At 45.5% G+C, this 22,865-nt stretch carries 21 protein-coding genes and 1 other annotated feature; of the genes, 4 read left to right on the top strand and 17 right to left on the bottom strand.

The features are described 5' to 3' along the window. The first annotated feature begins 78 nt into the window (after positions 1-78). Positions 79-765 carry a hypothetical protein gene (locus tag ACF8CV_RS22895; protein ID WP_021453098.1) on the top strand — a complete coding sequence of 229 codons (687 nt, stop codon included), beginning with the start codon at positions 79-81 and terminating at the stop codon, positions 763-765. Between the two features lie 373 nt (positions 766-1,138). Continuing rightward, entirely contained in the window at positions 1,139-1,339 is a 201-nt protein-coding gene (locus ACF8CV_RS22890; RefSeq protein WP_005457961.1) for a DUF4250 domain-containing protein, read from the top strand. Between the two features lie 20 nt (positions 1,340-1,359). On the opposite strand, the gene metR is transcribed toward ACF8CV_RS22890, so the two are convergent. Beyond that, on the bottom strand, positions 1,360-2,271 hold the full coding sequence (metR, locus tag ACF8CV_RS22885; RefSeq protein ID WP_005481610.1) for an HTH-type transcriptional regulator MetR: 912 nt from the start codon (positions 2,269-2,271) through the stop codon (positions 1,360-1,362). 445 nt (positions 2,272-2,716) lie between these two features. On the opposite strand from metR, the gene metE reads away from it, so the two are divergent. Continuing rightward, entirely contained in the window at positions 2,717-4,999 is a 2,283-nt protein-coding gene (metE, locus tag ACF8CV_RS22880) for a 5-methyltetrahydropteroyltriglutamate--homocysteine S-methyltransferase (protein WP_208870982.1), read from the top strand. A 144-nt stretch (positions 5,000-5,143) separates the two neighbouring features. Here metE and ACF8CV_RS22875 read toward each other — a convergent pair whose 3' ends face one another. From ACF8CV_RS22875 to ACF8CV_RS22840, 8 genes are all read right to left on the bottom strand, one after another. Then, on the bottom strand, positions 5,144-5,536 hold the full coding sequence (locus ACF8CV_RS22875) for a GspS/AspS pilotin family protein (protein WP_015296982.1): 393 nt from the start codon (positions 5,534-5,536) through the stop codon (positions 5,144-5,146). Between the two features lie 3 nt (positions 5,537-5,539). Continuing rightward, entirely contained in the window at positions 5,540-5,836 is a 297-nt protein-coding gene (locus tag ACF8CV_RS22870) for a YciI family protein (RefSeq protein WP_005481648.1), read from the bottom strand. Positions 5,837-5,951: 115 nt separating this feature from the next. Next, positions 5,952-6,347 (bottom strand): acyl-CoA thioester hydrolase YciA, encoded by a 396-nt coding sequence (yciA, locus tag ACF8CV_RS22865; RefSeq protein ID WP_005459205.1) that lies wholly within the window; start codon positions 6,345-6,347, stop codon positions 5,952-5,954. A gap of 157 nt (positions 6,348-6,504) precedes the next feature. After that, on the bottom strand, positions 6,505-7,068 hold the full coding sequence (locus tag ACF8CV_RS22860) for a septation protein A (RefSeq protein ID WP_005481614.1): 564 nt from the start codon (positions 7,066-7,068) through the stop codon (positions 6,505-6,507). 221 nt (positions 7,069-7,289) lie between these two features. Further along, positions 7,290-7,532 carry a hypothetical protein gene (locus tag ACF8CV_RS22855; protein WP_005481662.1) on the bottom strand — a complete coding sequence of 81 codons (243 nt, stop codon included), beginning with the start codon at positions 7,530-7,532 and terminating at the stop codon, positions 7,290-7,292. 95 nt (positions 7,533-7,627) lie between these two features. Further along, positions 7,628-10,180, bottom strand: coding sequence for a hybrid sensor histidine kinase/response regulator (locus ACF8CV_RS22850; RefSeq protein ID WP_203505822.1), 2,553 nt, complete (start codon positions 10,178-10,180; stop codon positions 7,628-7,630). Next, positions 10,173-11,354, bottom strand: coding sequence for an acyl-homoserine-lactone synthase OpaM (gene opaM / locus ACF8CV_RS22845; protein ID WP_069507530.1), 1,182 nt, complete (start codon positions 11,352-11,354; stop codon positions 10,173-10,175). The genes ACF8CV_RS22850 and opaM overlap by 8 nt, the downstream gene beginning before the upstream one ends. Positions 11,355-11,509: 155 nt before the next feature. Further along, the gene (locus tag ACF8CV_RS22840; RefSeq protein WP_021484952.1) at positions 11,510-12,769 is read right to left on the bottom strand and encodes a dicarboxylate/amino acid:cation symporter; all 1,260 of its coding nucleotides are present in this window, start codon (positions 12,767-12,769) and stop codon (positions 11,510-11,512) included. Between the two features lie 541 nt (positions 12,770-13,310). On the opposite strand from ACF8CV_RS22840, the gene ACF8CV_RS22835 reads away from it, so the two are divergent. Then, on the top strand, positions 13,311-14,852 hold the full coding sequence (locus ACF8CV_RS22835; RefSeq protein ID WP_021822932.1) for a long-chain fatty acid--CoA ligase: 1,542 nt from the start codon (positions 13,311-13,313) through the stop codon (positions 14,850-14,852). Between the two features lie 118 nt (positions 14,853-14,970). Here the strand turns inward: ACF8CV_RS22835 and ACF8CV_RS22830 are convergent, their stop codons facing one another. From ACF8CV_RS22830 to ACF8CV_RS22795, 8 genes are all read right to left on the bottom strand, one after another. Further along, positions 14,971-15,663: a Crp/Fnr family transcriptional regulator gene (locus tag ACF8CV_RS22830; protein ID WP_206973511.1), complete on the bottom strand. Its 693-nt coding sequence runs from the start codon at positions 15,661-15,663 to the stop codon at positions 14,971-14,973. 172 nt (positions 15,664-15,835) lie between these two features. Continuing rightward, entirely contained in the window at positions 15,836-16,642 is an 807-nt protein-coding gene (gene trpA / locus ACF8CV_RS22825; RefSeq protein WP_138937557.1) for a tryptophan synthase subunit alpha, read from the bottom strand. After that, positions 16,642-17,832 (bottom strand): tryptophan synthase subunit beta, encoded by a 1,191-nt coding sequence (gene trpB / locus ACF8CV_RS22820; protein WP_138937556.1) that lies wholly within the window; start codon positions 17,830-17,832, stop codon positions 16,642-16,644. Before trpB ends, trpA begins: the two co-directional genes overlap by 1 nt. A 40-nt stretch (positions 17,833-17,872) precedes the next feature. Further along, complete coding sequence (trpCF, locus tag ACF8CV_RS22815; protein WP_171055887.1) at positions 17,873-19,312, bottom strand: bifunctional indole-3-glycerol-phosphate synthase TrpC/phosphoribosylanthranilate isomerase TrpF; 1,440 nt, start codon at positions 19,310-19,312, stop codon at positions 17,873-17,875. A 13-nt stretch (positions 19,313-19,325) separates the two neighbouring features. Beyond that, complete coding sequence (gene trpD, locus ACF8CV_RS22810) at positions 19,326-20,324, bottom strand: anthranilate phosphoribosyltransferase (protein WP_005465092.1); 999 nt, start codon at positions 20,322-20,324, stop codon at positions 19,326-19,328. Between the two features lie 19 nt (positions 20,325-20,343). Continuing rightward, positions 20,344-20,934: an aminodeoxychorismate/anthranilate synthase component II gene (locus ACF8CV_RS22805; protein ID WP_005465090.1), complete on the bottom strand. Its 591-nt coding sequence runs from the start codon at positions 20,932-20,934 to the stop codon at positions 20,344-20,346. 5 nt (positions 20,935-20,939) lie between these two features. Continuing rightward, positions 20,940-22,517, bottom strand: coding sequence for an anthranilate synthase component 1 (locus ACF8CV_RS22800; RefSeq protein ID WP_020838761.1), 1,578 nt, complete (start codon positions 22,515-22,517; stop codon positions 20,940-20,942). Positions 22,518-22,642: 125 nt separating this feature from the next. Then, positions 22,643-22,746 (bottom strand) — a sequence feature (Trp leader region). Then, positions 22,693-22,818, bottom strand: coding sequence for a trp operon leader peptide (locus ACF8CV_RS22795; RefSeq protein WP_005465085.1), 126 nt, complete (start codon positions 22,816-22,818; stop codon positions 22,693-22,695). It overlaps the preceding feature by 54 nt. Positions 22,819-22,865 lie beyond the last annotated feature (47 nt).

Here is a 22,865-nt window from a genome sequence, read left to right as displayed (position 1 = left end):
CGGAGAGTTTAGGTGGTTTGGCGATAGGTGATTTGCTATTATCGCCACCCCAAAACGACTTTTGAGCTTGCATTCAACATGATTCAACAATTGCTGGTTACTTTCCCTCCAATGTTATTTGGCGCACAAGCGCTGCTGACTTTGCTTTTGATCAAGGGCGATATTTGTCCGGGTCAGCGAGGTCGTCTCCATAAAATGTTGCCTGCGATAGGGGTACTTTGGCTTGCGGTGGCATCACTTCGTATTGAAGCGTTTATGGTAGTGTTCGCGATTTTCTATTTCTACTCTCAAGTTCAAACCAAGAAAACGCGTGAAAAGGGCCCGTTGTGGGCGCTGCATTTGGCGAATGGTTTGGCGTTTGCTTACGTGAGCATTCAAGTGTTTGAACAGCCGAATTGGCCCGCTTCAGCAGCGATGGCAGTGATGATCTTCTTCTTAGGTGCGTCGTTCTCTCAATTGCTGCTTACGATTGCCCGTAGCCGACTACAGGCGTTCCACCGTATTTTACCTGTAACGGGTATTGTTTCTGGCATGCTATTGGTGCTTGCGATTTTATTTTCATCGTACCAATTGGATGAAGCTACGCTTGCGAGCGCAACGCAGCCGATTTTGATCTCTTTAGCGCTGCTTATCTCTACCATTGTGGTTTGGTGTTGGCATATCTTCACACACAAGGCGCCAGAAAAAGTGCAACTGAGCATTGCTTTGCTGCTTGCTCTTGCTTCCATGACAAGCCTACAAGGTTTGTTTGCTTTGGCTGTTTAACAGTCTGATAGTGAGTTCACGATCTCGAGTGAGCTCACTTTAAATTCTCCAGATCCTGTCTACGCTGTATGTATATACCCAAGTAACCTCGAGATGCTTGGTTCAGCGAGAATGACTTGGTTTGAAGGCGAGGCAACAATTTGAAGATCTAGTAGTTCTAAATCAAAAATTGTTAACAAAGCATGCAAACCAAGACAACTCGCCCTTTGGGAGCGTGTCACTAAAGCAATTTCATCGTCAAAAAACTTGGAAATAGCTGGCTATTCCGCAGCGTTGTTTTCCTTAAACTTGAATTAGTGACAACGCTCTGAACTCTACATCTTGAAGTCACTTGGGTATATACCTTGATACGTTGTCGAAGAGGAGTGTCGCGATGGATTTAAGCAATGTAGGCAATCTGGATAGCATCATTTTGTTGGGGATCGTCAACGAAAAACTACGCTTAGAGTGCGACAGTTTTGATGAGTTGGCTTCGGTCTACGAAATGGATGTTGAGTCGGTGGTGGGCAAGCTTGATATGCTTGGTTATCAGTACGACCCACTCACCAATCAATTCAAAGCGTACGAACGCTAGTCTCAATCGATTCCTTGTTGTTAAGCCATCTTGATGCCGTCAAGATGGCTTTTGCATTGTTGTCTCGCCGTCGCAAAGAAGGCTTGCAGATAACGCTTATCTTTTTCAGAGTTACGCGTTGCTGCGAACAGACGACGCCACAAACCTTTGCCAAATGGTTTACTGGTGATTAACCCCTGACGAGAAAACTCGGATATCGCCCAGTTTGGTAGCGCCGCAACGCCCAACCCTGCCGAAACCATTTGCACCAGCATTAAGGTATTGTCCGCTTGCTTCCATCTGGCAGGCTCGACGCCGGCCGGCTGCAAGAAGTGCTTAACAACGTCCAATCTTTGTTTTTGAACCGGATAAGAGAGCATAGTTTGATCGGCAAGATCTTGTGGTTCGATAATTTCTTTGTCAGCTAATGGATGATTGGTTGCAGTAATTAGGCGCATTTCGAAGTCAAACAACGGTTCATAATGTACCTCAGAACGAGGTTGAATATCCGACGTGATAACGAGATCTAACTCGCCAGCCAACAATGCGGGTAAGGGCTCAAACCCAAAGCCGGACGAAAAATCCAACGTGACGCTTGGCCACGCCAATTGATATTCCCTTAGAGCAGGCATGAGCCATTGGAAGCATGAGTGACATTCGATAGCCATGTGTAATCGACCGTTGACGTCCTCTTTCAAACTTGCCAGTTCGTTTTCTGCTCTTGCCAGCTTTGGCAAAATATCTTCTGCGAGGCGCAAGAGAATTTCACCCTCAGAGGTAAATTTTACTGGGCGAGTTTTGCGTAAAAATAACTGACCGCCAATACGAGATTCGAGATCTTTGATTTGGTGAGAAAGAGCGGATTGCGTTAAGTGCAAGGCAGTAGCCGTAGCAGTTAACGAGCCGGTGTCTCGAAGCGAAGTTAATGTTCGCAAATGTTTTAGCTCTATCATGAATCCCTTTCATCCTTTGTGGTTCGCCGTGAACGAATTCCTATCCCAGTCAATGACGTCTTAATATGGTTTCTTAATGCTCTGTCTTGTTGAAATACTCAATAGCTACTTTGAATTTTTGATTTAAGAATAAATACTTATCAAACAAATCCACTTCACTCGCAAGCAATTTTTTATTGCTGTTAAAACGTATTGATTGACTGCGACAGACATAACTAACTTAACGACAAAAAATGGATATGTAAACGTCTAGACGTCTATTGTTGTGATTTATTTGCGAATGAAATCGACCCATGATGAATTTTTTTAATAAACAAGTTGAATAAATGGACGTTGTCCAAACGACAGAGGAGAGAGATAGTTTAGCCATCCAGACATCTTGTGAACTTAGAGAAAGATGCTCTGACCTAAACAAATTGAACAAGATTGAAAAAGGAATAGGGACATGGCTACAACAACGCACATACTCGGTTACCCACGCATCGGTGAAAAACGAGAATTAAAATTCGCTCAGGAAAAATACTGGCGCGGTGACATCGATCAAACAGAGCTTAAAAAAGTTGGTGCAGATCTGCGCGCTAAAAACTGGCAAACACAAACAGAGGCTGGTTTAAGTTTTACTACCGCTGGCGACTTCGCTTGGTACGATCATGTATTGACGACGACGTTGCTATTGGGTCACGTACCAAAACGTCACGCAGGTGGTTTTCCTAATCTCGATACGCTATTCAAAGTGGGTCGTGGTCAATCTCAAGCGGGTTGTGGTTGTGCGGGTGCAGCAGCATCGGATATGACTAAATGGTTCAACACAAACTACCACTACATCGTACCTGAATTCAGCAAGGACGATACGTTTGAAGTGAGCTGGCCGCAACTGTTTGAGGAAATCAACGAAGCAGTACAAGCCGGGCATAAAGTGAAGCCGGTATTGCTCGGCCCAGTTAGTTATCTTTACTTAGGTAAAGAGGTAGAAGAAGGGTTTGATCGCCTGACGCTACTGCCACGATTGCTTACGGCTTACCAAGCTATTTTGGCTAAGCTTGCGAGCCAAGGTGTTGAGTGGGTTCAGATTGATGAGCCGATTTTGTCGCTTGAGCTAGAAAAACAGTGGGCTGACGCGTTCAAGCTGGCATACCAAGTGATTCGTAGCGATGTGAAAGTGCTGCTAACGACGTACTTCGATTCTGTCACCGATACCCTAGACAAAATTGTTGAGTTACCAGTGGACGGTTTGCACGTTGATTTGTCTGCCGCGCCTCAGCAGCTTGACGGCGTGGTTGCCAAACTACCAGAAGGTTGGGTGCTTTCTGCCGGAGTTGTGAATGGTCGTAACGTGTGGCGCTCGGATTTGAGTGCGCAACTTGAACGTCTACAGCCAGTCAAAGAGAAATTGGGCGACAAGCTTTGGGTGGCGAGTTCATGCTCTCTATTACATAGCCCAGTTGATCTGGAACTGGAAACAGAGCTAAGTGAAGAAGTGAAAAGCTGGTTTTCATTCGCAAAACAAAAAGTGACAGAAGTCGCTTTGCTTGGCCGAGCACTCGACGGTGATCAAAATGCGATTCTCGCTTGTGATACCTATAGCCAGCCAATCAAAGCACGTAAAACGGCAACACATGTGAATAAGCCCCAAGTGCAAGCTCGTTTAAACAATATTACAGCGTCACTTGCCGAGCGCAGCGCACCTTACGCGGAGCGTGCTGCGCATCAAGCTGAAGTGTTGGGTTTACCTTTGCTGCCAACCACGACCATCGGCTCTTTCCCTCAAACGGGTGAAATCCGTGTTCAGCGCAGTGCTTATCGTACTGGTCAGTTATCTGAGTCCGACTATATCCAAGCACTTAAAGGACACATTGCGGATGCCGTAAAACGCCAAGAAGCGCTCGACCTAGATGTACTTGTGCATGGTGAAGCAGAACGTAACGACATGGTGGAATACTTCGCGGAGAATTTGGCGGGCTTCCAAACGACGAAATTTGGTTGGGTGCAGAGTTATGGCTCGCGCTGTGTGAAACCTGCCATTGTGGTTGCCGACATTGAGCGTGAAAAGCCGATTACGGTTGAATGGTCGACGTACGCACAATCGCTAACCAGCAAGCAGATGAAAGGCATGTTAACTGGCCCAGTGACGATTCTATGTTGGACGTTCCCGCGTGAAGACATCACACGTCAGGAAATCGCGCAACAACTGGCATTAGCACTGCGTGATGAGGTTTCTGATTTACAAGATGCAGGCATCAATATCATTCAAATCGATGAGCCTGCGATTCGTGAAGGTTTGCCGTTGAAAAAGCGCGATCACAAAGCGTATTTAGAATGGGCGGTGAATGCATTTAAGATCTCAGCAGCGAGTGCAAAACCAGAAACTCAGATTCACACTCACATGTGTTACAGCGAGTTCAATGAAATCATCGATTCTGTTGCAGCGCTCGATGCGGATGTGATTACCATTGAAACGTCACGCTCAAATATGGAACTGCTTAAAGCGTTTGAAGAGTTCAATTACCCGAACGAAATCGGCCCAGGTGTTTATGACATTCACTCTCCAAACATTCCGACGGAAGAGTGGATTGAAGGCTTAATCAAGAAAGCGGCAGAAAAGATTCCGGTACAACGTTTGTGGGTAAACCCAGACTGTGGTTTGAAAACACGTAACTGGGCAGAGACGGAAGCTGCACTTGCCAACCTAGTGTCTGCTGCGAAGAAGCTTCGCGCAGAGCTTGCATAAGGTAGCTCGTCACCAATTTAAAGTGGCTAATAAAAAAGCGGAGACCATCGTCTCCGCTTTTGTGTATTCTATTTAATGTCCGCCTAACTCACTAACGACGCCTCTCGTTGTCGTTGGGCTTGGGCGACAATCAAATTACTGTGACTATTTGATTTTGCTACAGGTTTGCTCTGAAACCAATTCATCAGCAATTAGCTGACCGCGTGAGTTACGCACTTTTAATCGGTACATCAAACCCATATCAATTTGCTCTCTTACCGACGGCGTATTGCAGTATGTATAAATACTGGTATTCAGTACTTGGTTTAATGGTTTAGCACCTAAAGCATCGTCGTTGTAAATCATCATCATTTCTACCACGTTCTTGTTAGAAGAAACACGCATGATTTGCAGCGGACCGTATTCCAACGGCAGTCCGGCAGACAAGACACCAGCACGGTTAGACGCCATTAATTCAAGTTGGCGTTGGTTGTCATTGTTTGATGAACAACCCGCCAATGCACCAAAGGCGAGGAAGAGACACAGTAATTTTTTCATAACTTAAAACACTTTTTTGAACGGTTTTACGATCACGTTTTCGTAAACGCCCGCCGCCACATAAGGATCGGCGTCAGCCCATGTTTTGGCATCTTCCAAAGAGGAAAATTCAGCAATGACTGTCGAACCAGTAAAGCCGGCTTCTCCTGGGTTATCAGAGTCGATCGCTGGCATTGGACCTGCGGTAAGTAAACGACCTTCATCTTGAAGCTGTTGCAAGCGTTCTAAATGTTGAGGACGAACGCCCATACGTTTTTCCAATGAGTTCTCGACGTCCTGAGAAAAGATGACGTACCACATAGCATAGTTCCTTAATTGGTGGGGTAAAGTGTTAATTTAACGTCTTTTTTGAACCTCTCACAAGTGAACAATAGAAAATGTGAGATTCTTCCTAGCAATTCGATTTTATGACAACTTAGCTTTGCACTGGACGTGGTTTGCCTTCACTGTCGATGGCTACATAGTTAAAGGTTGCTTCGCAAACCATGAAACGATCTTCGATGCCGTCTACTTTCACTGGTTTCACCCAAACTTCTAGGTCAACGCTCATCGATGTACGGCCGATTTTCTTACACACGCCGTAACAACAAACCACGTCACCTACGCTGACTGGTTTTTTAAATGTAATGCTTGAAACAGAAACGGTAACGACGCGACCAGAACAGATCTCTTTCGCCAGAATCGCACCCGCCAAGTCAAGCTGAGACATTATCCAACCACCAAAGATATCGCCGTTTGCATTTGTATCAGCGGGCATTGCAAGGGTACGAAGCAGAAGCTGGCCTTTCGGAGAGTTAAATTCTTGGCTCATAGTGACATCCTAAATCTTCAAGGGCGCTCAAAAAAAGCGCAAATATGGTGTGCCAATAAGAATACTAATGCAGTAATTATTGGTCCGTTGAACAAAACAGCGACCCGAAGGTCGCTGTGAATAATACATTTGCGCGGATTATAGCAAAATTGAGTTTTTAATCATCAACCGAGACATCGGAGGAGTTATTTTTCTCTTCCTTTGGCATGTGCTTGTAAATGTAGACACCAGTAGCAATCATGTAGGCAAAGGTGGCGATCAGCATTCCAAATACTTTGAAGTTAACCCAAACATCCAGAGGTAGCTCGTAAGCGATGTAAATGTTTAGGCCTGCAAAAAATGAGAAGAAGCCTACCCATGCCCAGTTTATCTTCGCCCAAATCGCGTCAGGTAGCGTGATCTCTTTACCCAACATGCCTTTGACGACTGATTTTCCCATTAAGTGGCTGGCGGTTAAACCAACTGCAAGCACCACGTAAATGATAGTGACTTTCCATTTTATGAAGTTGTCGTCGTGGAAGAAAATGGTCATGCTGCCGAATATCGTGACGATGACAAACGTGATCAGTTGCATCTTCTCTACTTTCTTATACAGCGCGTAGGTCACGATAAGTTGAACTGCTGTTGCAACGATGAGTGCTCCAGTCGCTACATAGATGTCGTACATCTTGTATAGAGCGAAGAAGATAATGAGAGGAATAAAATCAAGGATTTGCTTCATGTTGCCAAAAACTACCGAGTTGTTGAGTTGCTGACAGTCTAGCGGAATCTGGCGTAATGTGAATAGCTCAAGGGATTTGGATAAAAAATTGCCGCTCAATGAGCGGCAATGTATTGATATGTTTAAGGCACCTAAAAAGGCGAAATCTTGCTCGTTAGTACAGATAGCTTGGTGAGCTTCTGTAGGCTTGACTCATGGCTCGAGAGCTAAACGACTCTTTCCTACGCCACACGTTGGTATTGAGAAATCAGAGACTTTACGTCTTCCAAATAGCCTTCTCTCAACAAGTTATCGACGGTGGCTTCTAGCTCTTCATGCGTCATGGTGAAGCAAGTTGATTTGCCTGTCATTAGGCTCAAATATTGGTGATACTCTTCCTCGGTGTAGCGTCCGATTCTATCTAACAATAGTGCTTTTATTCCGTGATGAATCAAGCCGTAATATGTGTGTCGGTGAAGTAACATAGCCATCTCCTTATCAAGCTTACTGACTGCATAACAGCAAGCTCAACGCTCTGGATAATTCGGTTTGTACTTCAGTTAAGCAGTTTTAATGCCAACTATTCATTCGCAATTTGATAACTGTTCGTTACGCTGATTTTATCGAAATGAAGCCATCTCACCAGTACATCACGTAATGCGTTGAGTGTGGTTGGCTTTTCCAGACGACCATCCATCAACTTAGCGATCATCTCGAGCTCTTTCTCTCCAGATTCGCCAGACAGGGCGATGATTGGCGTAGTTGGGGAAAACTGCTTGATTTTTTCGCTGGCATCAAACCCATTCATTACTGGCATTTGAACATCCATCAACACTAAATCGACCTGATGTGATTGAAACAGTTCCACCGCATTTGCGCCGTTATTGGCTTGTAAACTATTGACGCCAAGTCGGTTTAGGTACATTTGAACCAAAGTACGTTGCACCTCTTTATCATCGACAATGAGCACAGTTGGTGCATCTTTGTTGATTTGTACGACAGGTTCTGGAATTGGTTTGGTTTTGACTTTCTGATTCCAGTTGTAAAAGTTTGGCGTTCGAAGCGTTTCTACTTTCGGTGCATTTGGCACAACCGGAAAATGCAGATAAAACTCAGTGAACTCATTAGTTACCGATTTACACTCAATTCGACCACCAAAAGAACGCATCACACGCTGACAGTAACCCAAGCCAAGTCCGCTACCGCCGCTTTTCTGGAATGAGAAAAAGTCATCAAAGATTTTGTGTACGATGCTGTCATCAATCCCAGGCCCTGTATCGCGGAAAACAAGCGTGTTTTCATAAGGGCCGACGAGGGTTCTGATTTCAATTTGACTATCGGGATAGGAATCAAAATAGTAAATCGCATTGCGAATCAAATTGAAAATGACAAAGTTGAACAGCGTCTCGTTGATTTTGGCGACAAAGTCGTTTTGAGTCGGAAGTTTCACCCTTTCGATGATGTGTTCGTTTTCAAAACCGTATCGACTCACCGCAAGATCCACAGCTTTATGAATCGAAGTAAGCGAAAGGGGTTCATGTACAGCTGAAGTATCGCTGACTTCGCGCAAGATGATGTCGATGAGTTGGCGTCCACGCTGAATGGCTGCTTGGCCTTTTTCGATATCGCTTCTGATCTTGTCATCGGATGCATTGCTATCAATGTGCTGTTTCAGCGCTTCAAATTGAAGCTGAACTTGCGCCAATGGGTTGCGCATTTCATGGGCGATCGAGTTGGCTAACGCGCGGCTTTGACGAATCTTTCTATCAGACTCAATCGTATTTTGTACGCGGATCAACAATGTTTGTAGTGCTGAAATCTCTTCGTTCGAAAACAGTTTGTTATCGCTTTTGTGTGAAGAAATCAGCAAATGTGAAACCGACTTTTCGCGGCCAAACAGTGGCATAACAAGTGCCGTGTTACTCGATCTCATGCGTTCATACAGAGCTTTGATTGAACCTTTTGAAGACGGTTTTTCGTCGAGCCTTTCAGAGAGTTCGTCGAGCACCAAAACCGAATCATTGCTGTGTAAATAATCTTCGTAGAAGGTTTCGGTGTAGTTACTGGTTACGAGTTGAAGCTTGTCATTGGGTATGTTGAGTAATGTGCTCAACTGATGCACGGCATCGTCGATTGAGCGCTTAAACTCTTCTTCTAACGCTAAGATCTGCTGAACTGGTGTTTGTCGATTGCCGTATATAAAGAACGATGCGATTCGGCTAACGCGTTTGTAGACCAAGTGCCAAGTGATGCCAATCAAGGCGCAAATCGGAATTGAGATGAGCCATTGATTGTCTTCAGACATTGGAATAAATACCGCACCTAATGGCAGGACGAAAATGGTGCACACAAAAAGCACACTGATCGTCAGATAAGCAAGGTATTTGGCGCTGTAGAATCTCGATGTAAGCAGCGCGTAACCAACAAACAGCATTTCACTGATGGATAACGCTGGTGGTAGCCAAGTTAGTGAGAAATCCCCAAGGAAGTAGGTCATGCCTAGGTGTATGACAGCCGTAGACAGCATGAATACTAAGATCCCTGCGATCATGTAATTGTTCTTCGCTATAGAGAGCTTACTGCTGTTTGCGCGCATGCTAATGAGGTTAGTGAGTGTCATAACGACAAAGGTCACCAATCCCATGAAGAAATAAGAAGTGTGAGGGCCAAACTCAATCACAAATTGACTAGGGCCATCAATCAGCACATTCTCAACGGTTAGGTTCGGGCGTAAATTGATGACCAGAGAATAAACCGTCAGCGCAACAAAAATGCCTTGTTGCCAAAGTTTTACTTTGCCTTTTTTCTGCTCAGCAGCGAGCTGGCAAGAAAAGTAGAAAGCAAAAGCAAATGCGAAGAAGGAAGCTAAGTTGGCTAATTTCGCCATGAAAATGCCGCCCTCTGACCCAAGCAGAGGTAGCAAATCGGTATGGAAGTAGGCGTTACTGCTAATCCAAATAATAATGCATGTCGAATAGGCGATATAAGGCGCGTGGTACGAACCTAAGATCACTTCGTTCTTTTGTTTAAGGCGATAGCAGTAGTACAGCAGCCACACGAGAACCACGGCCACTGTAGCAAACAGTGTGATGGCTTTCGGGTAGAGTAGGCCACTAAGACCTATATCAAGCATGTTCATTCACCTGCGTATTTTGTCTGATTACTCGAATACGGCGTTTATAATCACGAAAGTCTGTGCGTTTAAAGGTGTCTACCATCGATTCAAAATTCCAGAAACCCCGGTACGTATTAGTACCGTCACCGTTAATGTCGCAGTATCCTGAATGAAAGTAGGCTTTAGAATCAATAGATTGATAAAAATTTAACATGAACGCTTGTTCTATAATGGTGAACCCAACCTTGTAGCCTGACTGAAACAGCACATTCATCAGCTCTTTTTGTGCAAGATATAAGAAGTAGAGCTTGTGTTGAACGCTGCCGCTCACAGTAAGACGCAGCACTTCGCATACCGTCTCTGTTTTAGTTATGTGTGTTTGGAATGCCTGATCAAACACTGTTAAAGAACCATAGTCTGTAACGAGGTCACTTGCCAAGATATCAAGACGATTAAGCTCTTGATAGCCGTGCAGAGGTAGACAGAATCGCCATTTTTCACTGTTAAACTGCGGCGCATAACTTAGCCAAGTGTTACGTTGGTTCCAGTCTTGGATTAGCGCTGATGCGACCAACACCGGAGTTGTCTGAGTTTGGAGCAGAATAAAGTGCTTACCTTTCTGAGAAAGTGACAACAAGGGCAAAATCTCATACCACTTTTCTCCTTGAACGAAGAGCTCCAAATTACTCAGCGCAACTGCGTCACTCAAGGTCATTGCCACTGGGTAGCTGGGCAGTTGAACGCGCATTGAAGACTCTGAAATATCATCAATGAGCATTGCTGAGTAAGAGGCGTCTTCGAAGGAGAGTTCAGTCGCTGGCTCGCGGTTTTCAAGCGAGTATTTCTGTTTGATGGCTTCGATTTCGCAAGCGCACCAAAAGTCTAACCAATGAGGGAAGCACTCTGCTGCAATTAATTCAAGTAGATAGACGTCGTCATGTAGGTTGTTCGGATGCAGTCGAACCAAATCTCGATAATCCATTAACTCAAACAAGACAGAAAGACTTTTGGACTGGTACTCAGGATAGCGTGCCAGCAAGTTCGTTTCTCGTTGATGAGTGATGGACTCAAAGAGAGAGGCTCTCTCTTGTGGTGTTAGGAAGCGAAGAACAATATCGATCAGTGCCTGTTGTTTTGTTTCAATAGGCAAATCTGTATTGGAAAGCGAAACCAAAGACAGCTTAAGACTCATGATACAACCTAGATCTGACGTTTTTTATAGTTAGTACGGGCGTTATATCACTTCAGAAAAATTATGCTATTAGTTTCTATTTGTATGGTTACGTAATGCAAAGAATCGAAAAAAAAGCCGCTCTTTTGAGCGGCTTTTAAGTATTTGTTAGGAAACTAAGCTTCTTGCTTCTGTAACTCCGCGTCAGCGGCAGTTTCTTCTACTAAAGCATCAACAATGACCGCACATGCTGCATCACCAGTAATGTTTAGAGCCGTACGAATCATGTCGAAGATACGGTCAAGAGCGAAGAGTAGAGGCAGACCTTCAATTGGAATACCCGCCGCTAGTAGTACTGCTACCACTAGGAAAGAAGGGCCCGGAACACCAGCTTGACCAACCGCACCTAGTGTTGAAGTCACGATGATCGCGATGTAAGCGCCCATGCCTAGGTCGATGTTGAACAGCTGTGCAAAGAAGATAGCAACCAAGCCGTAGTAAATCGCATTACCAGACATGTTGATGGTCGCGCCCAGAGGTAGAACGAATGACGCAGTTGAGTTTTTCACGCCAAGTTCTTTTTCACACGTATCCATAGTGACAGGCAGTGTCGCCATTGACGACGCTGTTGATAGTGCAACTGCTTGTGGTTTTTTCATTGCAGACACGAATTTCTTCGCTGATGTCTTAGTGAAAACATGCACCATTGCAGGGTATACGATAAAGCCAAACACGAGGATTGCTGCAACGTAAACAACGAACAGTTTGAATACAACCATGAGTGCGCCAAAACCGAATGTACCTACGGCTTCTGCCATCAGACCAAAAACACCAATAGGTGCAATGATCATCACTTTATTGATCATCCAAACCATTGCATCAACAATGCAGTTCACGCCATTGATGATTGGTTCACGACGCTCTTTCGCTTGCTTAGAAATCGCAATACCAAAGAACATACAGAATACTAGGATCTGTAGGATGTTCGCTTCATTCAGTGATTGGAAAACGTTGGTTGGGATCATACCAGTAATGGTTGCCCAGAAAGTAGGTAGTTCACCTTTTGAAGCGTACTCTGCCGAGAACATGCCTTCTACGCCAGAAACGTCGATGCCCATGCCTGGTTGGAATACTTCGCCCATAAACAGAGCCAATGCAACTGCTAGAGCCGAAGTTAAACCGAAGTAACCCAATGTTACCAAGCCAACTTTACCCGCAGACTGGCTGTTACCAAGACCAGCAGCACCAGAAATCAAAGCAACAGCAACCAATGGGATTACCAGCATCTTGATTAGGTTGATAAAGATAGCACCTAATGGCGCGAATACAGTCGCATCATGACCCATTAGAGCACCAACGGCAGTACCCACGATCATTGCAATGACGACTTGCACGCCAATGTTGTTTAGCAAACTCTTTTGTTTTAACACTTCCATAACCTCTGTGCTAATAAAATGTAAAATCCTAAAATTACCCACCAGCCTGTAATTGTTTTATGGATAATTATCTCGCCTTGCTTTTTACACGTATCGTTCACAATTGGCAATATGCAGCAGAAGCTTATTGATGAAATAATCGATATTTCATTGACGGGTGCTAATTTTTTGCACGATAGCAAACGATTGCCATTTGTTTAATGTATGAATTCTGTATCTCGATGTGTTCTTGAGTTATAAATCACATTTGTTGAAATTAGGTTAATGTTAATGGCTTGTTCAACGGAGGAGTTGAGGAAGGGCTTTGGTTTTTTGGTTTGATATTTATAACAATAATTAGCTAACACGCTCACATTTTGGTTCGTTCGGGTATCTGAATGTTAAATTTTTTACATTCTTGCGTTTTTAAATCTTGTAAATGTAATGTTAACAAAAGGCGGTGTGGCTTTTCCAAGCCTCTTAGTCGCCCATGATGCGTGACTCTCTTAAAGGAATTCACGAACAACAATGAAAATGACAAAGTTTTAGAGGGTAAGCCATTATGATGAACCTTGCTGCTGCATTGCAGAGAAATGCTGCAAGTAAACCGAATAAAACGGCTTTGATATGTGGTGATAAAAAATTCACATACGCAGAATTTGACGCGATTGCAGGTAAGATCGCGACTTCGATGATTAAAGCGGGCGTCAAACCGGGAGACCGAGTGGCGTTATCGTGCCCGAATTTGCCTTTCTTTCCTTTCGTTTATTTTGCGGTTCAGAAGGCGGGTGCCGTTACCGTTCCGCTGAACGTGTTGCTCAAATCTAGAGAAATCAAATACCACCTAGAAGATTCGAAAGCGAAGTTTTACTTCTGTTTTGAAGGAACGCCCGAACTGCCAATGGCGAAAGAAGGCATGAAAGCGTTTAAAGAGGTGGATGCGTGTGAAACGATGATCGTAATGACGCAAGATCAAACGCAAAAAGAGTACCAAGGTTTACCGACACTGACGTCTTTTATAGAAGATATCGAACCTTTGGCGGATTACGTTGCTCGCGATGCGGATGACACTTGTGTGATTTTGTATACATCAGGCACAACGGGACTGCCCAAAGGAGCAGAGCTCACGCAGCAAAACATCGTAATGAATGCGCTTGTGGCTCAGAACATCATGGCGAGTCAGGCTGATGATGTTCATCTAGTAACGTTGCCACTGTTTCATACATTCGGTCAAACCGTGCATCTCAATGCTAGTGTGCAAAGTGGTGCAACTTTGGTTTTAGTACCTCGATTTGACCCGAAACATGTGTTGGAGCTGATCGAAAAGCACCGAGTGACGCTCTTTGCCGGTGTGCCTACGATGTACATTGGTTTGCTGCATGTTGAACATAATTGCGATATTTCGTCGTTACGAGTAGCCGTTAGTGGAGGCTCGTCGCTACCGACAGAAGTATTTAAAACCTTTGAAGCACGATTCAATGTACCAATTCTAGAAGGTTACGGCTTGTCCGAAACCAGTCCGATAGCGTGTTTTAATCACCTTGATCAGGAGCGAGTACCGGGCTCTGTCGGGCAACCGATTCAAGGTGTTGAGGTGAAAGTCGTTGATCTTGACGGTCATGCTCTCGCTGTCGGTGAGGAAGGAGAAATTATTGTGCGCGGGCACAACGTCATGAAAGGTTATCTTGATCGCCCAGAAGTGACGGAATCGGTGTTGCAAAGTGGTTGGTTCCATACCGGTGACGTCGGGCGATTTGATGAGTCGGGTAATCTGTTTATTGTCGACAGGATGAAAGACCTGATCATTCGAGGTGGCTTCAATGTGTATCCTCGTGAGATTGAAGAAGTATTCATGACGCACCCTGCGGTAGCGATGGTGGCCGTGATAGGTATTCCGCATCAAGAATATGGCGAAGAGATCAAAGCCTACGTGGTATTAAAACCGAATCAATTTGTCGAAGCCGATGAGCTGCAATTGTGGGGGCGAGAGCAGTTAGCCAATTTCAAATACCCAAGGTTTGTCGAAATTCGTGAACAGTTACCGATGAGTGCTACGGGTAAGATCTTAAAGAGAGAGCTAAAATCGGAACTCGAAGTCGCATAAGTATGATGTCAAAGCCAGCGAAGCTCTCGCTGGCTTTTTGTTTGATCTACATGGCATTGGCTGGTGGTCGTTTTGGCCGAGTTCGCCGATTAGACCAAAGACGTGTTTGCATCTACAACTATTCCAACTGTTTGAGATACGCTTCCATTTTCAGCGGATTCAATATGGTAATACTGCCGTATTGCAGCCTAAGAATGTTCGAGTTTTCCAATTTCTTTAGTACCTTATGAACACTTTGTCGTGTTAGCCCCATCATGTTGGCGATGTGCTCACGAGTCACTTTCACTACACAAGACTGGGCACTTATAGGACGGTTATGTTGATATTCTGCCAGAAGTAATAACCGTCTGCCGATCCTCTCTTCTATACCGCGAATGGCGTCGTCTTCGATAACGGAAATAGCTGACCATAATCTGCGGCTGAGCAAATCCAGAATCACAGGGTAGCTTTGTGGATATTTGGCTAACAACTGCCGAAATTTATCGCCAGGTAGCTCTAATAGGGTTACGTCGGTATGAGCTGTTGCTCCGAAAATGCGTGGCATGCCGGGTGAAAATACATTGTCGCCAAACCATCCTCCGGTTTCGAAAATCATCAAGGTGACTTCTTTTCCTTTGGAACTTATCGAGTTAACGCGTACAGATCCTTTGGCGATCACCATCAATGAAGAGTGCTGCGCGCCTTTGCTGCAAATGAGTGCTTTCTCGTCGAAGTGTCGTGCGCGAACGATTTGTACTGCTTCGTTTATTCCTTCCACTGGCAAACCGGCTAAAACAGGGCATTGCAGCAACAACGATTTGATATCTTCCATGTCAGTACCTTACACAACAGGTTTGAACAATGGCATGTTATCACTTTATGGATTCGCTTCTTTAAAAGACGGTTGGAAGTGAGAGCATTGCGAGGTTTGCAATCAAGTTGATAGAAAAAAGCCCATTAACGAGAATTAATGGGCGTTTGCTGTGTTTAGCTTGTGGTGTCGATTACTTTTGAGTTGCCGCTTTCATTGCGGAGACAAATTCACCAAGCTTATCGAGCATGATTTGCGGTTGCTCTACGTGTGCTTCGATGATTTTTACGACTGCTGAACCCGAAATTGCACCTGCAGCACCCGCTTCAATGGCTTGTTTTACTTGTGCTGGTTCAGAAATGCCGAAACCTAGTAACGCTGGTGGTGCATCAAACTGGTTTAGCTTTTCAAGCATATGGTCAACTGGCATGTTAGCTTTGGTTTCTGCACCCGTCACACCCGCGCGTGAAAGCAGGTAAGTGTAGCCGCCGCCTAATTCAGAAACTTGTTTTAGTGTCTCGTCACTTGCCGTTGGTGGTGCGATAAAGATTGGGTGGATTCCAAATTTCTCTGCCGCGGCTACGAACTCTGCGCTTTCGTTAGTCGGAACGTCTGCAATGAGAACGGAATCGATGCCCGCTTTTGCACAGCGCTCGTAGAACCTCTCAATACCGCGTGAGTATACAAGATTGGCGTACATCAATAGACCAATTGGCAGGTCTGGGTACTTTGCTCGAATTTTTCCGATTTGCTCAAAACAGATATCCGGAGTTGCACCCGAATCTAACGCTCGAATGTTGGCACCTTGAATTGTTGGGCCGTCCGCCAATGGGTCTGAGAACGGAATACCAAGTTCAAGCGCATCAGCGCCAGATTCAACCAGTGTTTCCATGATCTTGTACGATTGCTCGGCGTTTGGATCACAAACCGTCACGAATGGTACAAATGCGCCTTGGTTTTTCTCGTTTAGGTGTGCAAACATCTTCTCATAACGGCTCATTAGATTACTCCTTTTTCTTCTAAGATAGCGTGTACGGTGAAGATGTCTTTGTCACCTCGACCAGATAGGTTAACAACCAGTAATTGCTCTTTTTCAGGATTCTCACGAGCCATGCGCAGTGCATGTGCCAGAGCATGAGAGGATTCAAGTGCAGGAATGATGCCTTCGCTGCGAGCTAGTTCTTGGAATGCTTCTAATGCTTCATCATCCGTTACGTTGTCGTATTCAGCGCGACCGATAGCGTTAAGATGTGCGTGCTGTGGACCAACTGAAGGGAAGTCTAGACCTGCTGAAACAGAGTAAGACTCTTCAACCTGACCATTCTCATCTTGCATTAATGGTGCCTTCATACCAAAGAAGATACCTGTTTTACCATGCTTAAGTGGCGCACCGTGTTGATCTGTATCGATGCCTCTACCTGCTGGCTCCACGCCAATCAGGCGAACGCTTTCTTCTTCGATAAAATCTGCAAACATACCAATCGCGTTTGAGCCACCACCCACACAGGCGATAACAGCATCAGGTAGGCGACCTTCACGCGCCAGAATTTGGTTTTTAGTTTCTTCACCAATCATGCGTTGGAACTCACGCACAATAGTCGGGAATGGGTGAGGGCCTGCAGCTGTACCGAGAAGGTAGTGTGCGTCTTCGTAGCTGCCTGACCAATCACGCAGTGCTTCATTACAAGCATCTTTAAGTGTTGCAGAGCCTGAATGGACAGGAATCACTTCTGCCCCCATTAGTTTCATGCGGAACACGTTCGGGCTTTGACGTTCAACGTCTTTTGCACCCATGTAAACTCGACACTTGAGGCCAAGTAGTGCACACGCAAGTGCAGTTGCTACACCGTGTTGACCTGCGCCTGTTTCTGCGATGATTTCGTGTTTACCCATGCGCTTCGCTAGTAGCGCCTGACCAAGTACTTGGTTGGTTTTGTGTGCGCCGCCGTGAAGCAGATCTTCACGTTTTAGATACAATTTTGTTTTTGTGCCTTTGGTTAGGTTACGAGTCAGAGTCAGTGCCGTTGGGCGACCAGCGTACTCTTGAAGAAGCGTCATGAACTCGCTGCGGAATTCTGGGTCTTCTTGCGCGTCAATAAACGCTTGCTCTAGTTGCTCAAGTGCTGGAACTAGAATTTGCGGAACGTATTGACCGCCGTATTCGCCAAAGTAGGCATTCAGTTTTGCCATTTTGATAATCCTTCTCGTATTTTTATAACTGCGAATAACTTTAGTAGTTGCGAATAGCGCGAAATGCGGCTTGCAACTTCTGTGAATCTTTTTTCCCCGGTGCGCTTTCTACTCCAGAGTTTAAATCTAATCCCAAGCAGCCTAATTTTGCTGCTTGCTGTGCATTTTCAGGCGACAGTCCACCTGCCAGCATGATTTGACTTGGATCGCCGATCAAAGACCAGTCGAACACGTGGCCTGTGCCGCCAGTTTGAGTACCAACTTGAGCATCCAGTAGGTGACGGTCAATGTTGTCTGCGAGCAAGGATGGCTTTGTATCCGCCACGCCGTAGGCTTTCCAAATCTCGACGCCAACGGGTAGTTCTGTTTTGAGCTGGTTGACGTACTCTTGATCTTCTAGCCCATGTAACTGCACGGCTTTTAAACCCAACGACGTTACGATTGAGGCGACATAATCAGCGTCGTGATTTTGGAATACGCCAACATAATTAAGTGGCGCGCCGCTCATGGTTAGGCGAGCACTTTCAAAATCGACCGCTCGTTTTGACTTCTCAACGAAAATCAGACCACCAAATACTGCGCCTGCTTGATACGCTTTTGCCGCATCATCTGGGTGAGTCAGACCGCAAACCTTATTTTCACCTAGCGTTACTTTACGAACCGCAAGTTCTAAGTTGTCTTCCGCCATCAGCGAGCTGCCAATCAAAAAGCCGTCTGCATATTCTGCTAAGTCACGAACTTGTTGATGAGTGTAAATGCCAGACTCTGAAATAACCGTTGCGTTTGGTGCAAGCTTACGAATGGTTGGCGCAAGCGCTTTAGTTCGGTTTAAATCCGTTGTTAAGTCGCGCAAGTTGCGGTTGTTTATACCGATAACTTTAGCGCCAAGCTGAACTGCGCGGTGAAGCTCTTCTTCGTTGCTGACTTCCGTTAAAATGCCCATGTTTAGGCTGTGCGCAGCTTCTTCTAACGCTTTGTACTCTTCGTCATTCAGTACCGAAAGCATGAGCAATACCGCATCCGCGCCATAATGACGAGCAAGGTAAACTTGGTAGGTATCGACCATGAAGTCCTTACACAGCACTGGTTGTTTCACTTGTCGGCGAACTTGAGGTAGAAAATCGAAGCTACCCTGGAAGTATTTTTCATCGGTCAGAACCGAGATCGCGTCTGCGTAGTTGTTGTAAACCGACGCGATGTAGTCCAAATCGAAGTCGTTGCGGATAAGGCCTTTTGATGGCGATGCCTTTTTGCATTCTGTAATGAATACGGTTTTATCGCCACTCAATGCATCATAAAAACTGCGATCCGACGGCAATAGATCCGATTGAAAAGTGCTCAGATGCTGTGATGCTTTTCGCTCTGCTACCCATTGGTATTTATCGCGAACAATTTTGGCAAGCACTTCCGCCATTTCTGCTTCTTTTTTTGAGACGTGCTCTGATAAGTTGTTTGCTTGCTGGGTGTTGAAGTCAGTCATCTTCATCTGTTCCTTAAGCGTGCGCGGCAAGTTGCTGTACCAATTGGTAAGCTTTGCCTGAGTTCATAGCCTCGATCGCTTGCTGCGTGTTGGCTTTTAAATCTTCGTGGCCGAATAAACGCATTAGAAGTGCGACGTTAACCGCGACTGCGCCTAATTGTGCGTCTGTACCTTTACCCGTCAGAATGTTGGTGATGATCGCTTTGTTTTCTTCCGGGTCGCCGCCTTTAATGGCTTCTAACGGGTGAGACTCTAGACCAAAATCTTCTGGCGTTAGGGTGTATTCAGTGATCTTGCCATCTTTGATTTCGGCAACCGTTGTTGTACCGTGAATGGCCACTTCATCCAATCCGCTACCATGTACGACAGCGGCGCGCTTCATACCCATTTGTAGCATGGTTTCTGCGATAGGACGAACCAGTTCTTCACTGTAGACGCCCATTAGTTCGATGTTTGGACGTGCAGGGTTAATCAACGGGCCAAGAATGTTGAAAATGGTGCGCGTTTTCATGGTTTGGCGCACAGGCATCGCGTGGCGAACGCCTCCGTGATATTGAGGCGCGAACAAGAAGGCAACGCCAATGTCGTCAACCGCTTTGCGGGTGTCTTCAGCACTCATTGCTAGGTTGATGCCAAACGAGTCCAGTAAGTCAGAAGAGCCGGATTTACTTGATACGCTGCGGTTGCCGTGTTTCGCGACTTTTAGGCCACATGCTGCTGCAACAAAGGCGGCCGTCGTCGAGATATTGATAGTATTGTGACCATCGCCCCCTGTTCCTACGATGTCTGCAAAGTCGTAATCAGGGCGAGGGAACGGGTTCGCATTCGCCAGTAGGGCTTTTGCTGCACCGGCAATTTCATCAGGCGTTTCGCCTTTGATCTTTAATGCAGTTAATGCCGATGCCATTAAAATTGGATCAAGCTCGCCGCGAATAATAATGTCGAATAGCTGTTGGCTTTCTTCTTGAGTCAGTGATTGCTGTTCGTACAGTTTGTTGATGATTGCTTCCATAGTTTCTCTCCCCATTTCCTTATGCGTTATTTTTCTCAAGCGCCCATTCAATCGCGTTGCCCAACAAGGTTGCGCCGTAAGTCGTCATTATTGACTCTGGGTGGAACTGAAATCCGCAAACTTTATCTTGTTCGTGCACAACAGACATGACCAAATTGTCGACTTCGGCAGTGATGGTCAGGCTGTCTGGTACCTTTGTCGCCACTAAAGAGTGATAACGCGCAATTGCAAGTGGCGAGGGCAGATTTTGATAAATTGCGTGGTCTTGGTGCTCCATCATCGACACTTTGCCGTGGATGATTTCACCAGCGCCAGCGACAGTACCGCCGTATGCTTCAACAATCGCTTGGTGACCAAGACAAATACCAATCATTGGCACTTTGCCTTTCATTCGTTGAATCAGCTCTGGCATCGAACCAGCTTCTGATGGCGCACCTGGCCCCGGTGATAGCAGAACGACGGGGTTTTCGAGCTCGTTTATTGCTTGTTCGATGGTTTCTGCCGGAATGTGGTTACGATAAATTTTGACTGAGTGACCTAATGAGCGGAATTGGTCCACAAGGTTATAGGTGAACGAGTCAAAGTTATCGATGAATACGATGTTCGCCATGTCTGCTACTCCTTGTTCGCAGGTTGAGAATGCGCTGCTTGAATAGCAGAGATAACCGCTTGAGCTTTTCCGCGTGTTTCATCGGCTTCCGCTTGAGGGTCAGAATCGAATACCACGCCTGCACCTGCTTGTACTTGAGCAATGCCGTTTTCCACGTAAGCCGAGCGAATCACGATACAAGTGTCGAGCGTGCCTTCTCCTGTCAGGTAGCCTACCGCTCCGCCATAGCTGCCACGACGAGCACCTTCGACATCGCGAATCAGTTGCATTGCACGAATTTTTGGCGCTCCAGTTAACGTGCCCATGTTCATACAAGCTTGGTAAGCGTGCAAAGCATCAAGGTCATCGCGCAACTGGCCAACCACGCGGGACACCAAGTGCATAACATGGCTGTAACGGTCAACTTTAAGGAGATCGGCAACATGACGAGTACCAGCTTGTGAGATGCGCGCTACATCATTACGAGCTAGGTCTACCAACATCATATGTTCAGCGTTCTCTTTTTTGTCGCTACGCAGTTCAAGTTCAATACGGCTATCTAAATCAAAATCGATTTCGCCATTTGGACGTTTACCGCGACGGCGAGTCCCCGCAATTGGATAGATTTCTATTTGGTTGGTGTCGGTTTCATACTTCAAGGCACTTTCTGGAGACGCACCAAACAATGTGAACAGCTCATCTTGCATGTAGAACATGTAAGGGCTTGGGTTGCTTTGCTTTAGCTCTTTGTAAGCTGCTAGCGGAGAAGGGCAAGGCAATGTGAATCGACGAGAAGGAACTACTTGGAAAATATCGCCTTTTACCACGAATTCTTTTAGATCACGGACGATTTGACAGAAATCTTGATCCGAAACGCTTGGTTGAGCTGTGATATTGGCCACTTGCGTTGCGTCTGGAAGACGCTTTGGCGATGTGCATTGAGCTCGGATATCTTCGATTCGACTTTCTAGCGCTGCTTTTTGCGAGCCGTCAACGAACAATGTTGCTTGCAGTTGGCAGGATTCTGTTTGGTGATCTACAACCAGTAATGTTTCCGCAACATAGAAGACGTAATCCGGACACTGGTTTGTTGCTACCGCGTCTCCTAATGGTTCGAAGTTCGCCACCAAGTCATACGCAAATAGGCCACCAAGGAAAATGGCATGTTTGTCTTGCGAAGAAAGATCAAAACTGTGCTGTACCAAACGAAGCGCATCAAAAGAAGAGGCTTCTCGTAGACGAGAATCTTCATCAATCGTATCGCATGGTTGGATGAATTCTAAAGTCAGTGTTTCGCCGTCAAATTGGCTTGCGACTTCGCCACGTACGTTTTGATTCAAATGCGTCAGTAGGTTTTTGCCGTTCTCCGTTAGAGCATGAAAGCTGACGGTATGTCCATAACAAACGATGCGAACCGCAGAATCGACGATTAACAGCGATTTGAGATTCTGTTTAGAATCAATTTCAGCCGATTCTAAAAGCAAGCTATCCGTTTTGTTCTCACAAATAGTATGGAACAGACGGGTTGGGTCTTGAGTGTAAGGAACAGAAGCTTTTAATACTTCCAGTTGTCCAAGTTTCTTAATTTCAATGGCCTTGTTCACAAGACCTCCTTGTAGCTGTTTTAATCGTCCTGCAGTACATAGTCGCATAAAGCAAACGTTCTCCCAATCAAGAGTTGGTCATATCCGATTAATGTTTAGGCAGTTGAATGTGAGTTGGGCGACAAAATAAAAAGCCCGCTTGAGTAGCGGGCTTTATGACGTTTGTTTTTCTAAACTAGAAGTACACGTTAGCCCACCAAGAACTTGTCCAAGTGCGCCACCAAGCAAGATCTGCTGAGTTTGTCTTATTAAGACAAACAGCAACTTTCGCTTTTTGGTTCTGGTTAAATTCTTGTAACATAGTGAGCCTTAAATTACGTGCTTTGTATTTGTGTACTAGTTAACTAG

It is taken from the genome of Vibrio sp. zbq_1 (genome assembly GCF_043102935.1).
GTDB lineage: Bacteria > Pseudomonadota > Gammaproteobacteria > Enterobacterales > Vibrionaceae > Vibrio > Vibrio parahaemolyticus.
Note: the sequence above shows the minus strand (reverse complement) of the source record. Positions and strands in the feature narration are given on the sequence as shown.

What these genes read in the sequence shown, in the direction of transcription:
- ACF8CV_RS22895 (WP_021453098.1), top strand. Translation starts at nt 79, where the DNA reads ATGATTCAACAATTGCTGGTTACTTTCCCTCCAATGTTATTTGGCGCA.
- ACF8CV_RS22890 (WP_005457961.1), top strand. Translation starts at nt 1,139, where the DNA reads ATGGATTTAAGCAATGTAGGCAATCTGGATAGCATCATTTTGTTGGGG.
- metR (WP_005481610.1), bottom strand. Translation starts at nt 2,271, where the DNA reads ATGATAGAGCTAAAACATTTGCGAACATTAACTTCGCTTCGAGACACC.
- metE (WP_208870982.1), top strand. Translation starts at nt 2,717, where the DNA reads ATGGCTACAACAACGCACATACTCGGTTACCCACGCATCGGTGAAAAA.
- ACF8CV_RS22875 (WP_015296982.1), bottom strand. Translation starts at nt 5,536, where the DNA reads ATGAAAAAATTACTGTGTCTCTTCCTCGCCTTTGGTGCATTGGCGGGT.
- ACF8CV_RS22870 (WP_005481648.1), bottom strand. Translation starts at nt 5,836, where the DNA reads ATGTGGTACGTCATCTTTTCTCAGGACGTCGAGAACTCATTGGAAAAA.
- yciA (WP_005459205.1), bottom strand. Translation starts at nt 6,347, where the DNA reads ATGAGCCAAGAATTTAACTCTCCGAAAGGCCAGCTTCTGCTTCGTACC.
- ACF8CV_RS22860 (WP_005481614.1), bottom strand. Translation starts at nt 7,068, where the DNA reads ATGAAGCAAATCCTTGATTTTATTCCTCTCATTATCTTCTTCGCTCTA.
- ACF8CV_RS22855 (WP_005481662.1), bottom strand. Translation starts at nt 7,532, where the DNA reads ATGTTACTTCACCGACACACATATTACGGCTTGATTCATCACGGAATA.
- ACF8CV_RS22850 (WP_203505822.1), bottom strand. Translation starts at nt 10,180, where the DNA reads ATGCTTGATATAGGTCTTAGTGGCCTACTCTACCCGAAAGCCATCACA.
- opaM (WP_069507530.1), bottom strand. Translation starts at nt 11,354, where the DNA reads ATGAGTCTTAAGCTGTCTTTGGTTTCGCTTTCCAATACAGATTTGCCT.
- ACF8CV_RS22840 (WP_021484952.1), bottom strand. Translation starts at nt 12,769, where the DNA reads ATGGAAGTGTTAAAACAAAAGAGTTTGCTAAACAACATTGGCGTGCAA.
- ACF8CV_RS22835 (WP_021822932.1), top strand. Translation starts at nt 13,311, where the DNA reads ATGATGAACCTTGCTGCTGCATTGCAGAGAAATGCTGCAAGTAAACCG.
- ACF8CV_RS22830 (WP_206973511.1), bottom strand. Translation starts at nt 15,663, where the DNA reads ATGGAAGATATCAAATCGTTGTTGCTGCAATGCCCTGTTTTAGCCGGT.
- trpA (WP_138937557.1), bottom strand. Translation starts at nt 16,642, where the DNA reads ATGAGCCGTTATGAGAAGATGTTTGCACACCTAAACGAGAAAAACCAA.
- trpB (WP_138937556.1), bottom strand. Translation starts at nt 17,832, where the DNA reads ATGGCAAAACTGAATGCCTACTTTGGCGAATACGGCGGTCAATACGTT.
- trpCF (WP_171055887.1), bottom strand. Translation starts at nt 19,312, where the DNA reads ATGACTGACTTCAACACCCAGCAAGCAAACAACTTATCAGAGCACGTC.
- trpD (WP_005465092.1), bottom strand. Translation starts at nt 20,324, where the DNA reads ATGGAAGCAATCATCAACAAACTGTACGAACAGCAATCACTGACTCAA.
- ACF8CV_RS22805 (WP_005465090.1), bottom strand. Translation starts at nt 20,934, where the DNA reads ATGGCGAACATCGTATTCATCGATAACTTTGACTCGTTCACCTATAAC.
- ACF8CV_RS22795 (WP_005465085.1), bottom strand. Translation starts at nt 22,818, where the DNA reads ATGTTACAAGAATTTAACCAGAACCAAAAAGCGAAAGTTGCTGTTTGT.